This window comes from Kitasatospora dryopteridis (assembly GCF_050749075.1).
In the GTDB taxonomy this organism is placed as follows: Bacteria; Actinomycetota; Actinomycetes; order Streptomycetales; family Streptomycetaceae; genus Kitasatospora.
Map to the genome: position 1 here is coordinate 3,105,545 of NZ_CP192749.1, position 13,924 is coordinate 3,119,468.

Annotated in this window: 10 protein-coding genes; 4 read left to right on the forward strand and 6 right to left on the reverse strand. The window is 74.2% G+C overall.

The genetic code is table 11. The features are described from left to right. Window positions 1-6 precede the first annotated feature (6 nt). A complete protein-coding gene (locus ACQ614_RS14015) occupies window positions 7-915 on the reverse strand; it encodes a DNA-3-methyladenine glycosylase family protein (RefSeq protein WP_431678895.1) in 909 nt (302 codons plus the stop codon). A gap of 215 nt (window positions 916-1,130) precedes the next feature. After that, on the reverse strand, window positions 1,131-2,249 hold the full coding sequence (locus ACQ614_RS14020; protein ID WP_431678897.1) for a peptidoglycan recognition protein family protein: 1,119 nt from the start codon (window positions 2,247-2,249) through the stop codon (window positions 1,131-1,133). A 102-nt stretch (window positions 2,250-2,351) separates the two neighbouring features. On the opposite strand from ACQ614_RS14020, the gene ACQ614_RS14025 reads away from it, so the two are divergent. From ACQ614_RS14025 to ACQ614_RS14035, 3 genes are all read left to right on the forward strand, one after another. Further along, window positions 2,352-3,143 (forward strand): TIGR03089 family protein, encoded by a 792-nt coding sequence (locus tag ACQ614_RS14025; RefSeq protein WP_431678898.1) that lies wholly within the window; start codon window positions 2,352-2,354, stop codon window positions 3,141-3,143. A gap of 194 nt (window positions 3,144-3,337) precedes the next feature. After that, entirely contained in the window at window positions 3,338-5,110 is a 1,773-nt protein-coding gene (locus tag ACQ614_RS14030) for an LCP family protein (protein ID WP_431678900.1), read from the forward strand. A 317-nt stretch (window positions 5,111-5,427) separates the two neighbouring features. After that, a complete protein-coding gene (locus ACQ614_RS14035) occupies window positions 5,428-6,894 on the forward strand; it encodes an LCP family protein (RefSeq protein WP_431678901.1) in 1,467 nt (488 codons plus the stop codon). 7 nt (window positions 6,895-6,901) lie between these two features. Here the strand turns inward: ACQ614_RS14035 and ACQ614_RS14040 are convergent, their stop codons facing one another. Both ACQ614_RS14040 and ACQ614_RS14045 read right to left on the reverse strand, forming a co-directional pair. Continuing rightward, window positions 6,902-7,573: an acyltransferase gene (locus ACQ614_RS14040; RefSeq protein ID WP_431678902.1), complete on the reverse strand. Its 672-nt coding sequence runs from the start codon at window positions 7,571-7,573 to the stop codon at window positions 6,902-6,904. Between the two features lie 86 nt (window positions 7,574-7,659). Then, complete coding sequence (locus tag ACQ614_RS14045) at window positions 7,660-8,700, reverse strand: glycosyltransferase family 2 protein (RefSeq protein ID WP_363498872.1); 1,041 nt, start codon at window positions 8,698-8,700, stop codon at window positions 7,660-7,662. Window positions 8,701-9,219: 519 nt separating this feature from the next. On the opposite strand from ACQ614_RS14045, the gene ACQ614_RS14050 reads away from it, so the two are divergent. Next, a complete protein-coding gene (locus tag ACQ614_RS14050) occupies window positions 9,220-10,593 on the forward strand; it encodes an LCP family protein (protein ID WP_431678904.1) in 1,374 nt (457 codons plus the stop codon). Between the two features lie 18 nt (window positions 10,594-10,611). On the opposite strand, the gene ACQ614_RS14055 is transcribed toward ACQ614_RS14050, so the two are convergent. Together ACQ614_RS14055 and ACQ614_RS14060 are read right to left on the reverse strand one after the other, a co-directional pair. Continuing rightward, window positions 10,612-11,229, reverse strand: a complete 618-nt coding sequence (locus ACQ614_RS14055) for a hypothetical protein (RefSeq protein ID WP_431678906.1) — start codon at window positions 11,227-11,229, stop codon at window positions 10,612-10,614. Between the two features lie 152 nt (window positions 11,230-11,381). Beyond that, window positions 11,382-13,907: an ABC transporter permease gene (locus ACQ614_RS14060; protein WP_431678908.1), complete on the reverse strand. Its 2,526-nt coding sequence runs from the start codon at window positions 13,905-13,907 to the stop codon at window positions 11,382-11,384. Between the last annotated feature and the right edge of the window lie 17 nt (window positions 13,908-13,924).

Consider the following 13,924-nt stretch of genomic DNA (forward strand, 5'->3'; position numbering starts at 1 on the left):
CACGGGTCACCTGTGGCGGTGGTCGTTGGGGGTGAGTCTGGGGCCGTAGCGGGGGGCGCGGGCGCCGGTGAGGCCGATGAGGCGGCACACGCGGTGGCGTTGCGGGCGGTAGGGCTCCAGCAGCTCCAGCATCTGGGCGTCGTCGCTCCGCGGCCGCCCGGCCAGCGCCCACCCGACCGTGTTGGGCAGGTGGAAGTCGCCGACCGACACCGCGTCCGGGTCCCCGTTGGCGCGCTGCAGCGTCTCGGCCGCCGTCCACACCCCGATGCCGGGGACGGCGGTCAACCGGGCGAAGGCCTCCTCGTGGCCGAGGCCGGCGGCCTCCTCCATCCGCGGGGCGAGCCGTGCGGCCCGGACGACCGTCGCCGACCGCTTCGGGTCGACGCCGGCACGGTGCCATTCCCAGCTCGGGATCATCGCCCAGTCGCGGGCCGAGGGCGGCACCCGCAGCCCGTCCAGCGGCCCGGGTGCCTGCGTGCCGAAGTCGTGCAGCAGGGTCCGCCAGGCCCGGTGCGCCTCCAGGGTGGTGACCTTCTGTTCGAGGACGGCCGGGACGAGCGACTCCATGACCAGGCCCGTCCGGGCGAGCCGGACTCCGGGGTGGCTGCGCTGGGCCTCGCGGAGCGGCCCGGGCGGGAGGACCAGTGCGCCGGGATCGTCCTCGGCGCCGAGCAGCCGCGGCAGCCCGTCCAGCAGCCAGTCGGCGCCGGGGCCCCAGGCCTGGGCCTCGATCTCGGCGGAGCGCGGGGTGATCCGCAGGGTGCCGGGGCCGGCCGGGGTGCGCGAGGCGCGCCAGACCGAGCCGTCGGGAGTGGTGCGGAAGGCCGGGTCGGCGGGGCCGCGCCGCAGCGGAAACAGGGTGCGGCCGAGGTCGAGCGGATGGCCGGGGCGCCACGTCCGTACCGTGCCCGGCATTGCGTGTCACTCCCTCTCGTCCGCCCGGCCCGCCGCGCGGGCGGCTCCGCCGCGGGCGCCTCGAAGGATACGCCGGGAGCGCGGGGCGCAGTGATCGGCCGGACCGGCCGCGGGGGCGGCGGTCCGGCCGGTGGTCGTGCGGTGGTCGTGCCGGGCTCGTTCGGGGGTCGTGCGGGCCGGGTCGGGTCGTGCGGGCCGGGTCGGGGAGTGCGGGCTCACCGTCCCTGCAGGGTGGCCGCCCAGTCCCGGATGTCGCCGAGGCGGGCGTAGAGCTCCTCGCCGGGGCACTCGGTGTTGAAGGCGTCGCGGTGTCCGGAGATCGCGTTGAACTTGACCGAGGTGCCCTTCTTGTACTTGCTGCCGTCGGAGGCGGAGACCAGGGTGGCGGTGCCCCTGGCGTCCTTGCCGGTGAGGCCGAGCTTCCAGGCGGCGATCTGGGTGACGCCGTCGACCTGGGCCTCCGGCGCTCCGACGGAGACGTACGAGCCGAGGGCGGCGACGCCGGCGGAGTTGGTGTTGAAGCCGAGCGTGTGGGCGCCTTGGACGGGTTCGGCGACGCCGCCGGCGCGGCCCTCGTAGATGGTGCCGCAGCGGTCGACGAGGAAGTTGTAGCCGATGTCCCGCCAGCCGAGGCTCTTCACGTGGTACTGGTAGATCGACCGGATGATCTTGGGGGCGTCGCTGCAGGAGTAGTCGTTGGCCGTGTCGGTGTGGTGGACGAAGACCGCGCGGACGTCGCCGGTGTAGACGAAGCCGCTCTCGCGGATCGACTCGTCGGCGCCCCAGCCGGCCCGGGTGACGATGCCCGGCCGGGGGGCGGCCCCGGCGGCGCGCGGCGCGGGCTCGGCGGGCCTCGGGTCGGGCAGGCCCGCCGGATCGGTGCCGGGGTCGACGAGTTCGGCCCGTAACCCGGACGGGAAGGGGTGGCTCCCGGCGGTCACCCGGACGGCGACGCCGTCGCTCGGCCCGACCCACAGCGGCGCGGTGGCACCGCGCCCGGTGGGCTCGTCCGGACGGTCGTCCTGCTCGGCCTCCAGGTCGTACCAGGGGCCCCAGGCACCGGTCAGCGCACTGCGGGTGCGGACCTGGACGCCGCCGTCAAGGACGGCCGACGGGTCGTCCCAGCTGAGGCCGACGAGGGCGAAGGTCCGTGTGGTGCGCGGGGCGAGGCCGCGCTCGGTGTCGGCGCCGCGCTGGGAGGGGGACTCCAGCGGGACGGTGGTGACGCCGCCCGGCGCGGGACGCGCGTGCGCGGGCACGGCGGCCAGGGACGTCAGCAGCAGGGTGGTCGTGGTGGCGGCCGCCGCGAGGGCGGCCCTTCGTTCAAGGCGCATAAATCGGATACTGACGGCAAAAAACCCAGGCCGCCACGCCGCTCGCCCGCCCCGGACACCCCTGCCGGACGCATACCCGAAGGCCGTAGGGTGGACTGCACCATGACTGCGCCTTTCGCTGCCGACGCCCGCATCCCCGCCGAGCTGCTGCATGCCTACCTGCGCCCCGGTGCCCCCGATGCCGACCCGTCCCGCCCCCTGATCACCTTCTACGACGACTCGACCGGCGAACGGGTCGAACTGTCCGCGAAGACCTTCGACAACTGGGTCGCCAAGACCGCCAATCTGCTGCAGGACGAGCTCAATGCCGGCCCCGACGACCGGGCCGCCCTGCTGCTGCCCGCGCACTGGCAGACCGCGGTGTGGCTGCTGGCCTGCTGGTCCGTCGGGGTGACCGCCGTCCCCGGCGGCGACCCCGGCTCCGCCGACCTGGTGATCAGCGGCCCGGACGGCCTGCAGGCCGCCGAGGCCTGTTCCGGCGAACGGGTGGCGCTCGCGCTGCGCCCGCTCGGCGGCCGCTTCCCCCATCGACCGGACGGATTCCTCGACTACGCCGCCGAGGTGCCCGGGCAGGGCGACCGGTTCGCCCCGTACTCCCCGGTCGACCCGCATGCCCAGGCGCTGGAGACCCAAATCGACGGTCTGCCGCTGAAGCTGACCGGCGAGCAGACAGTGCAGCTCGCCCGCGAGGGCGCGGCCCGGCTCGGCATCGGCACCGGCGACCGGGTGCTGTCGACCCTCGGCTACGAGGACTGGGCGGGCCTGGAGGCCGGGCTGCTGGCGCCGCTCGCCGCCGGCGCCTCGGTGGTGCTCTGCCGGAACTCCGAGGGGCTGACGGACGATCAGTGGGAGAAGCGCATCGAGGCCGAACGGGTGACCCTGCGCCTCGGCTGACCCGAACGGCCCATCCGGGCTTCCCTCTTCGACCACGGCGGGCCGGCCCGCCACGGAGCGCCCGCGCACCGGACTCCCCCTTCGGGGGCCGTCCGAACGCGCGGGCGTTCCGCGTCGTCCGGCGGTTCACCAGGGCGGGTCACATCCGTCCGATACGCGCGGAACGGCGTACGGGCTCCTCTAGGGTGGCCGGGATGAACAGCGGACAGCGGCGTCCGGGCACTGCTCCGGGCACCTTCCCCCGCGCGGCCGACCCGACCGGTCCGCGGCCCGACGAAGCGATCCAGGCCTCCGCCCCGGGGCGCCGCAGGAGAGCCACGGGCGGACACCCCGCCGACGGCACCCGCACGGGCGGGCGGGCGGAGCGGCGGCGCGGCCGCAGGTCCGCCGAGCGCGGCCGGCGGGCCGCCCGCTGGACGGGGATCGCCACCGCCCTGGCCCTGGTCGCCGGCTGCGGCGGCGCGTACTACGCGTACCGGCACATCAACGGGAACATCACCTCGGTGGACGTCCACGTCGGCGCGGAGAGCGACCGGCCGCAGGCCATCGACGGCACGGTCAACCTCCTGGTGATCGGCACCGACAGCCGGGTGGGTCTGGGCCGCGAGTACGGCGACGAGGGCAGCACCGGGCACGCCGACACCACGCTGCTGTTCCACGTCTCCCGGGACCGCAGCAATGCCACGGTGCTCAGCATCCCGCGCGACCTGATGGTGCAGATCCCCGAGTGCCGCACCGGGGGCAGGCTGATCCCCGGGAAGCGGCGGGCGATGTTCAACGCAAGCCTCGGCGAGGAGGGCCGCGACCCGGGCTGCACCTGGACGACCGTCGAGAAGCTGACGGGCATTCGGGTCGACCACTTCATGATGGTGGACTTCGACGCGGTCAAGACGCTCTCCACCGCCGTCGGCGGTGTCGAGGTCTGCGCGGCCAAGGACATCGACGACCCGGACTCGCAGCTGCGGATGGCCAAGGGCCGGCACGTGGTGCAGGGCGAGGAGGCACTGGCCTTTGTCCGCACCCGGCACGCCGTCGGACTCGGCGGCGACCTCACCCGCATCCCCCTCCAGCAGCAGTTCCTCGGCTCGATGATCCGCAAGATCAAGAGCAGTGACACCCTGACCAGCCCCGCCAAGCTCTGGCACCTCGCCGACGCCGCGACCAGGGCGCTCACCGTCGACTCCGGCATCCACGACGTCCGGCGGCTCAAGGACCTCGCGCTCGACCTCGGCACGGTCGACACCCGGCACATCACCTTCACCACCGTGCCGGTGGTCGACGACCCGCGGAACAAGGGCCGGCTCGCCCTGCGCCAGCCGGACGCCGCCCAGCTCTTCTCGCTGATCGCGGCCGACCGGCCGCTGGACTCCCCCGCACCCGCCGCGGCCGCCCCGGGGAACGGCACCGGGGCGTCCGCCGGGCCCTCTGCATCCGCCGGGCCCTCTGCGCCCTCCGCGGCCGGCGGCCGCACCCCGGGCGGCCCGCGCTCCACCGCCACCCCGGCGAGCCGCGCGTCCGGCCACCCGGGCATCGGCCCGCTGGTGGACCCGGCCGAGGTCGACGTGATCGTCCGCAACGGCAGCGGTGTCGGGCGGCAGGCCGGTCGGGCGACCGCCGAGCTCCAGGCGCAGGGCTTCAGCCGGGCCACCGTGGGCGGGAACACGCAGGCCGCCGCCGCCAGTTCGATCGGCTACCCGGCCGGGCGGGCCGAGGAGGCCGCGGCCCTCGCCGCCGCGCTGGGGCTGCCCGCCGGCTCCGTCCGGCAGAGCGCCTCGCTCGGCACCGGGGACGGCCTGGTCGTGGTGCTCGGACGCGACTACGACCCCGCGGCCGGCGGCCCGTCGGGAGCGGGCACGGCGGCCGTCGGCGGAACTGCCGCCGCGGTGTCGCCGTCTCCCCCGCCGACCGTACCGCCGAAGAACCTGCAGCGGCTCCAGGCCGACGACACCGGTGTGTGCGCGAAGTAGCCGATCCGTCGACCCAGCGTCATTTTCCGTTCTCGCCCGGTCAGTTCTGTAACCTTTCCGCCGCGCCGCGCGTCTTGTCTGTAGACCGACCGGCCAGGGGGAGACCGGGCCGAGCCGGCGCGGGGGCGCCTCCGTGCCGCATGCCCGCCGGCGGTCCGGCATCGCCCCACCGGCCGACCGGCCACCGGGGCAGGAGACTGGGCGGGACCACGATGACGAGCGTTGAGCCGATACCGGGCGGCCGGGCAGCGGCCCGCAGGGCCCGGCAGGAGGGCGCGGGGGGCCGGCGCGGGCCGCGCCGACGCTGGCTGCGCATCGTGGCCATCACCACCGGCGCGACGCTGGTGGCCGGCTGCGGTGCGGGCTACCTGTACTACCGGCACCTCAACGGCAACATCCAGGCCGGCACCAAGAACCTGACGGACGAGCAGGGCGCCCGGACCGCACCCGATGCCAAGGGCCGGACCCCGCTCAACATCCTGATGATCGGCACCGACAGCCGCGGCTCCGCCGAGAACGTGGCGCTCGGCGGCTCGGCCGGCGAGGCGGACCGCCCCGGCCTGGCCGACGTCCAGATGCTGCTGCACGTCTCCGCCGACCGCACCAACGCCTCGATGATCAGCATTCCGCGCGACACCATGGTCACCATCCCGACCTGCCACGACGACAAGGGGAAGACCTACCAGTCGACCACGCACACCGCGATCAACGTGGCGCTCTCCCGGGGCGGCCCGGGCTGCGTCGTCGGCACCTGGATCAGCCTGACCGGCCTCGACATCGACCACTACATGATGGTCGACTTCGGCGGTGTCGTCCGGATGGCCGACGCCATCGGCGGCGTGCCCGTCTGCGTGGACCGCAACATGTGGGACCGCTACCGCCCCGGCCACGGCGGCACCGACCTGAAGGTCCCCAAGGGCACCCACCCGCTCAAGGGCGAGGACGCCCTCAAGTGGCTGCGCACCCGCGACGCCTGGGGCTCCGACATCGGCCGCACCAAGGCGCAGCACATGTACCTGAGCTCGATGATCCGCGAGCTGAAGTCCAGCGGACGGCTGAGCGACCCGGGGCAGCTGATGTCGCTCGCCGAGGCCGCCACCAAGTCGCTCAGCGTCGACAAGGACATCGCCGACCTGAAGAAGCTGTACGACCTCGGCAACGACCTGAAGCAGATACCCACCGAGCGGACGACGACGCTGACCGTCCCGGTGATCGCGGACCCGAAGGAGCCGAACGCCAAGCTGCTCCTCAAGCAGCCCGACGTGCAGCAGATCTGGAAGATGCTGCTCGCTGACACCCCGCTGGACGACAAGGGCGCGGCCGCGGCACCGTCCGCCTCCCCCACCCCGTCCGCCGTGCCCTCGCCGGCGGCCGGTGCCGACGCGCCCGCGAAGAGCACCGTCGCGGTGACCGTCCAGAACGGCACCGGGATCACCAACCGGGCGAACGACGTCAAGAAGGCCCTGGTGGCGGCCGGATTCACCAAGGCGGGGACGGCGCCCGGCGGCGGCACCCGGGACACCACGAAGCTCACCTACGGCGCGGGCCAGCAGGCCAAGGCCCAGGCGGTGGCCGCCGCGCTCGGCCTGCCGGCGAGCGCCCTGGTGGAGTCCGGCAAGTCCACCACGCTGAGCCTGGTGATCGGGGCGGACTGGAAGAGCGGCACCACGTTCACCGCGGCCCCGGCGCCCACCGCGCTGCCGACCTCCGTCGACGCCGAGACCTCGGACAACGACAAGAACTGCATGACCGTCGTCCCGCAGGGCGGCCTGTACACCTACTGACGGACACTCAGGCGGACGGCCCGTCACCGCTCTCCGCGAGCGGTGACAGCAGGCCGTCCGCCTCGGCGTACTGCTCGCCGGTGCGCGGGCAGAGCCAGCGGCCCTCGCCGGCCGGCTCCAGCGGCTCGCCGGCCCGGCCGACCCACTTGATCCGGCGGGCCGGCACCCCGGCCACCAGGGCGAAGTCCGGGACGTCCCGGTGCACCACCGCACCGGCCGCGACCAGGGCCCAGCGGCCGACCGTCACCCCGGCGACCAGCACCGCGCGGCCGCCGATCGAGCACCCCTGCCGGAGCGTCACCCCGCGCGCCTGCCAGTCGTCGCCGCGCTTCAGCCGCCCGTCCGGGTCGACCGAGCGCGGGTACAGGTCGTTGGTCAGCACCGCGGCCGGGCCGACGAACACGCCGTCCTCGACCACCGCGGGCTCGTACACCAGCGCGTGGTTCTGCAGCTTGACCCGGTCGCCCAGGCGCACGCCCGGGCCGACGTACGCGCCGCGGCCGATGATGCACTCGGCGCCGATCTGGGCGTGCTCGCGCACCTGGGCGAGGTGCCAGACGGTGCTGCCCCTGCCGATCACGGCCCGCCCGTCCACGTCGGCGCTCGGCTCGATCCGCACGTCCGGGCGGTGCTCGGCGGCGGCCGCCGTGCGGCCGGACTCCCCCTCGGTGATCCCCATGGCGCCGAAGATAGCGCCGGGGAGCGGGCCGAGGGGGCGTTTCGCCCGGACCGGGGGAAGGCCTCCCCGCGGGCCGGGCGCGGGCGTCAGGCCGTCTCGGTGCGCGGCGTCATCGGCTCGGGCCGCTTGCTGGCGATCACCCGGCGGGCGAGCTTGCGCGGCGAGGTGAGAAAGCCGAAGCCCCAGCTCATGTGCATGGTCGCCAGGGCGACCGGCAGCTGCAGCCTGGCCCGGGCGGACAGCCCGCGGCCCTCGACCACCGAACCGCCCAGGATGCCCAGCGCATAGCCGCCCGGGACGACCAGGAAGACCGGGTGCAGCGCCGCACCGAGCACCAGGCCGGCCAGGCAGGCCAGCAGGGCCGCCGGCGGGGCCAGGTAGCGGAGGTTCACCGAGCCGCGGTGGTAGCGGGTCACCACCCGGCGCCAGCGACCGTAGTCCTTGTACTGCTTCGCCAGCGCCCGCACGCTCGGCCGCGGCCGGTAGGTGACCCGCAGCTGCGGGGTGAACCAGATCAGCCCGCCGTCCTGGCGGATGCGGTAGTTCAGCTCCCAGTCCTGGGCGCGGATGAACTCCTCGTTGTAGCCGCCCTGCCGTTCCAGCACCTCGCGGCGGAAGACGCCCAGGTACACGGTGTCGGCCGCACCGGCCAGGCCGCCGGTGTGGAAGGCCGCGTTGCCGACCCCTATCTTCGAGGTCATGGCGGCGGCGACCGCCTTCTCCCACTCGGTCTCGCCCTCGGCGTGCATGATGCCGCCGACGTTGGCCGCCTCCATCTCGCCGAGCAGCCGGACGGCGGTGTCGACGTAGCCCGGCGTCAGCAGACCGTGCCCGTCGACCCGTACCACGATCGGGTGACGCGAGCCGCGGATCGCGGCGTTCAGCCCGGCCGGGGTGCGGCCCGTGGGGTTGGGCACCGTACGGACCCGCGGGTCCTCGGCAACCAGCTCGGCGGCGATCTCGTCGGTCCGGTCGGTGGACGGTCCGAGCGCGATCACCACCTCGAGATCGCCGGCGTACTCCTGTTCCAGGATGTGCCGGACGGCGGTGCGCAGGTGACGTTCCTCGTTGAGCACCGGCATGATCACGGAGACCGCCGGCAGCTCCTCAGCAGCCTTGGTGTTCATTGCGCCCCACGGTACCGGCGCGGCCCCGGCGATGTCAGACGAGGGTCCTCCGGCGGCCCCCGGCGCGCGCCCGGACCCGTGCGACGGAACGTTTCGCCGACCCGGGTGACCGGCGGCGTGCCGTGGCACGGGCGGGCTCGCGGCGGGCCTACCATCCCGAAGATGCCCTCCTCGCCCCGTCCAGGACCACCGCCGCCCCGCCGCGCGCGGGGGCAGTCCGGCGGGCACGGCGGGCCTTCCCGGGGAAGCGGCCGCGGGCAGGACGGTGCAGGGCGTGGCGGCCACGGGTACAGCGGGGCCGGGCACGGCGGTGGTGCAGGGCGCGGCGGTGGTGCGGGCCGCGGTGGCATCGGACGGCAGGGCGGCGGGCGCGGCGGGCCTCCCCCGGCAGCGAGAGGACGGCAGCGCAGGTCCGCGGCGGGAACGGGCGCGAAGACCGGATTACGGCGGCGCTGGGGGCGGTGGGCGGCCGGTGCGCTCTCGCTGGCCGTCCTGGCCACCTCCTGTACCGGGTGGGTGGTGCTGCACGGGGTGGGCGACGCGATCCAGCGGGTCGACGCCATCGGCGGCGGCGGCCGGCCCGCCGACGAGGGGCTCACCACCTTCCTGGTGGTCGGCACGGACGAGCGCGAGGGCATCCCGGAGAACACCCTCAAGAACGTGCTGCACGCGGGTGGCGAGTCGTGCCACTGCACCGACACCCTGATGATCGTCCAACTCGCCGGGAACGGCGGCCGGGCGACGGTGGTGAGCATCCCCCGCGACTCGTACGTCGAGATCCCCGCCCACCAGGACCCGGCCACCCGCCGGCAGGTGCCGGCCGCCAAGGGCAAGATCAACGCGGCCTACGGGATGGGTGGGGCGCCGCTCACCGTCCGCACGGTGGAGCAGAACACCGGCCTGCGGATCGACCACTACCTGCAGATCAACTTCCTCGGTTTCGTCAGTGCGGTGGACGCCCTCGGCGGGGTCGAGGTGTGCACCGCCAAGCCGCTGAAGGACCCGTACTCGGGGCTGGACCTGCCCGCCGGCACCAGCAGGCTGGACGGCGCCGGGGCGCTGAAGTACGTGCGCGCCCGGCACGTGGACGGCAGCTCCGACCTGGGACGGATGCGCCGCCAGCAACGGTTCGTCGCCCAGCTCCTGCGCCAGGCCACCTCCCACGACATGCTGCTCGACCCGGCCCGCCTCGGCTCGGTGCTCAGCAGCACCCTGAAGTCGGTCAAGGCCGACAAGGGCCTGTCCACCGGCGCGCTGCTCGACTTCGCCGCCCGGCTGAAGGACCTGTCGGCCGGCGCCGCGGACTTCGCCACCGTGCCGGTGGCCGACGTCGACCACCCGGTGCCCGGGTGGGGGTCGACGGTGCTGTGGGACACCAAGGCGGCGAAGGCGCTGTTCGACACCGTCCGGCAGGGCAGGCCGCTGACCGAGCACCCCGCACCGGCGCCCTCGGCCTCCCCCGGCTCGGCGTCGGCGTCGGGGGAGGCCGCGGCCGGAGGCGTCCCCGCCGGTCAGATCCGGGTCCAGGTGCTGAACGGCACCGGCACGACCGGGCTCGGCTTCAAGGTCGACGAGGAACTGCGCCGGGCGGGCTTCGCCACCACCGGCACCCCGTCCAACGCGGACACGGCCGCCGCCCGCACGGCCGTCCGCTACGACCCGCGCTGGGACGAGTCGGCCAAGACCCTCGCCGGCTCCCTCCCGGGCGCCGAACTCGTCCCGGTACCCGGCCTCGGCGCCACCCTCCAGGTCGTGGTCGGCCCCGACTACCGCGGGCCGGGCGCACCCTCGGCCGCACCGTCACCGGCCGCGCCTGCGGGCACCGCCCCGGCCTCTGCGTCCGCCTCCCCGGCGGTGGCCGCCGAAAGCGGAAGCGAGATCAGCTGCGGCTGAGCCCCGGCACGTCGGGTGCTACAGGAAGTACCGGCCCACGGCGAACAGGACGAGAGCGGCGACCGAGAGCCGGTTCAACAACAGCTGCGGGCGGCCGACGGCCAAGGCCGGCAGCGCCTCGGCCGGGCGGCGCTGCGGACAGGCGGCCGACGCGGAGACGATCCCGGCCACGGCGACTGCGAAGCCGCCGGAGTTGAGGCGATGGCCGTCCAACCGGGTCGGCCAGGCCCGGACCGACACCCGGTCGCCGCCCTTGAACTGCAGGGTCAGCGTGCTCCCGCGCACGGTCACGCCCTTCACCTCGTCCCAGCTCCAGCGGCGCACCCGGAGGCCCGAGGCCACCAACAGGCCGTCACGGTCCTGACCGATCTGCCAGGTGAGGATCCGGGCCAGGTTCTCCAGTCCCAGGAGCGCGCCACCCAGCGGGACCACCAGCCCGCCGAACCAGCTGTGGCTCGTGGCACTGGTGGCGTAGAGGCTCGCCAGCACGCCGATGAGCGGGCCCGCGGTGCAGCGCACCACGAGCGGCATGCCGACGACCCGAGCGGGCTCCCGCGGGCCGTCCGCAGGCGCCGGACCGCCGGCCTCGGCGGCGGTGAGCGGCGGGGCTTCGGACAGCAGGGGCGTCTCTGACATGCGGCGATGATGGCAGGGGCTGCCGCGGCGGCGGCGGCCGGGGCGGTTGCGGCACGGTGGCCGGGGACGCCGGAGGGGCCGGGCGCTCGGCCCGGCCCCTCCGTTCCGCGGGTCCCCCGTCGGTACCGCGGCCCCCGTAGGTCGTGGTTCGGTCAGTCGGTGGCGATGGCCGCCAGGATGTTCATCCGGCCGGCGCGGAAGGCCGGGAGGAGGGCGGCCAGCAGGCCGACCACCGCGGAGGCCACCAGGATCGCGACGATGGTGCCGGTCGGGACGGTCAGGGTGTCCAGGCCCTGGGTGGCGAGCACCTTGCGGGAGGTGATGCCCCAGGAGAGGCCGAGGCCGGTGCCGAGCAGGGCGCCGAAGACGGCGATCACCACGGACTCCAGCCGGACCATCCGGCGCAGCTGACGGCGGGACAGGCCGATCGCCCGCAGCAGGCCGATCTCGCGGGTCCGCTCGACCACCGAGAGGGCCAGGGTGTTGACGACACCGAGGACGGCGACCACGATCGCCAGGCCGAGCAGGCCGTAGACCATGTAGAGCAGCTGGTTGACCTGCTGCTGGATCAGGTCCTTGTAACCGGCCTGGTCCCGGACGCTGATCTGCGGGTAAGCCTCCAGGGACTTCTGCAGGGCGGTCAGGGTCTGGTCGGGGTCGGCGCCGGGCGCGGCCTTGCCGTACAGCTGGAAGCTGGTGGGCAGGTCCTTCTCGGGGATGGCCTTGGTGACGGTGTCGGTGTTGACGATGTAGGCGCCGGCGAACATCGATTCACCGGAGGAGGTGATCTGACCGATCGGCAGGGACTGGGTGCGGCCCTTGCCGTAATCGGCCTTGACCTGGTCGCCGACCTTGAGGTGGTGCTTGGTGGCCCAGTCCTCGGGGACGGCGATGCCTCCGTCGAAGGCGGCGGTGAGGCTGCCGGCGGCGGTCTTGAGGCGGAAGTCCTCGGTGAACGTCCGGGTGGCGGCGACCAGCTCGGACTTGGTGGTGCTGCCGTCCGGGGCGGTGATGATCGCGGGGATCTGCTTGGCCTCGGTGAGGTGGGCGATGCCCGGGGTGGCCTTGGCGGCGGAGACCATGGCCGGGGTCAGGGCGGCGCCCATCCCCTCACCGGCGACGATGTAGTCGGCGCCGACCGACTTGTCGATCTGGGCGTTGGCCGAGCTGACCATCGAGGAGGTCACCACGGAGGCGCCGGTGACCAGTGCGAGGCCGATCATCAGGGCGGCGGCGGTGGCGCCGGTGCGGCGCGGGTTGCGCATCGCGTTGCGCTGGGCGAGCTTGCCGGAGGGGCCGAACAGGGCCGGCAGCACCGCACCCAGCACCCGGATGATGCCGGTGGCGAGCAGCGGGCCGATGATCACGAAGCCGACCAGGCTGAGCACGACGCCGAGGCCGAGCCACTGGCCGCCGGTGGCGGCCTTGTCGGCGCCCGCGGCGGCGGCCAGGCCCGCCGCGCCGAGACCGGTGACGACCAGGCCGACGACGGCGCGGATGCGGTTGGCGGAGGCCTCGGCCGGGGTGCCGTGGTCGCGCAGGGCGGCCATCGGGGAGATCCGGCCGGCCCGGCGGGCCGGGAACCAGGCGGCGACCAGGGTGATCAGCACGCCGACCGCGTAGGAGGCGACGGGGACCGTCCAGGTGATGTCCAGCGAGGAGGCGTCGAGGTTCATCCCGGCGGCCTTCATCAGCTGGATCAGCAGGGTGGCGATGCCGAGGCCGGCGGCCAGGCCGATGGTGGAGCCGAGCACGCCGAGGATCAGCGCCTCGACCATCACCGAGCGGTTGACCTGCTTGCGGCTGCCGCCGATGGCCCGCAGCAGGCCGATCTCACGGGTGCGCTGGGCGACCAGCATGGAGAAGGTGTTGATGATCAGGAAGCCGCCGACCAGCAGGGAGATGCCGGCGAAGCCGAGCATGGCGTACTTCATGAAGTTGAGGAAGGAGCCGACGTCCTTGGCGTTCTCGGCCTTCTGCTCGGCGGCGGTCTTGGCCTCGAAGCCGCTGCCGAGGGCGGAGAGGGCCTGCTGCTTGAGCTGGTCGTTGCTGCGGCTGCCGTCGCCGAACAGGTCGACGGTGGTGAAGGCGGTGGTGCCGAGGAGGTCCTGCTGGGCGGTGGGGGTGTCCATGAAGGCCAGCGCCGCACCGGGGTTGGTCGTCCGGAAGGTGACGATGCCGGAGATGGTGAAGTCGTAGCTGCCGCTCTTGGTGATGACGCGCAGCGGGCTGCCGAGCTTGAGCTTGGCCTTCTTGGCGGTGTCGGCGTCGAGCATGATCTGGCCGGCGCCCTTGGGGGCGCTGCCGGAGGTGATGTCGACGGAGTTGCGCGGGGTTTCGACCCAGTTGCCGGTGAGGGTGGGCGCACCGGAGGTGGGGCCGATGGCCTTGTTGGTGTTCGGGTCGACCAGGGTCGCGCTCTGGACCATGACCTGGCCGAGGGCGGTCTTCACACCGGGCAGGCCGGAGAGCTTCTGCACGGTGTCGACCGGCACGGTGGTGGCCGTGCCGCCGTCCTCCTCGCCGGCGGTGAGGTCGTCCTTGGCCTGGCTGACCGACAGGTCGGAGGCGGTGGAGGCGAAGAGCCGGTCGAAGGTGCTGGTGGCGGTGTTGGAGAAGACGAGCGTGCCGGACACGAAGGCCACGGACAGCACGACGGCGATCAGAGAGAGGACCATTCGCCCCTTGTGGGCGA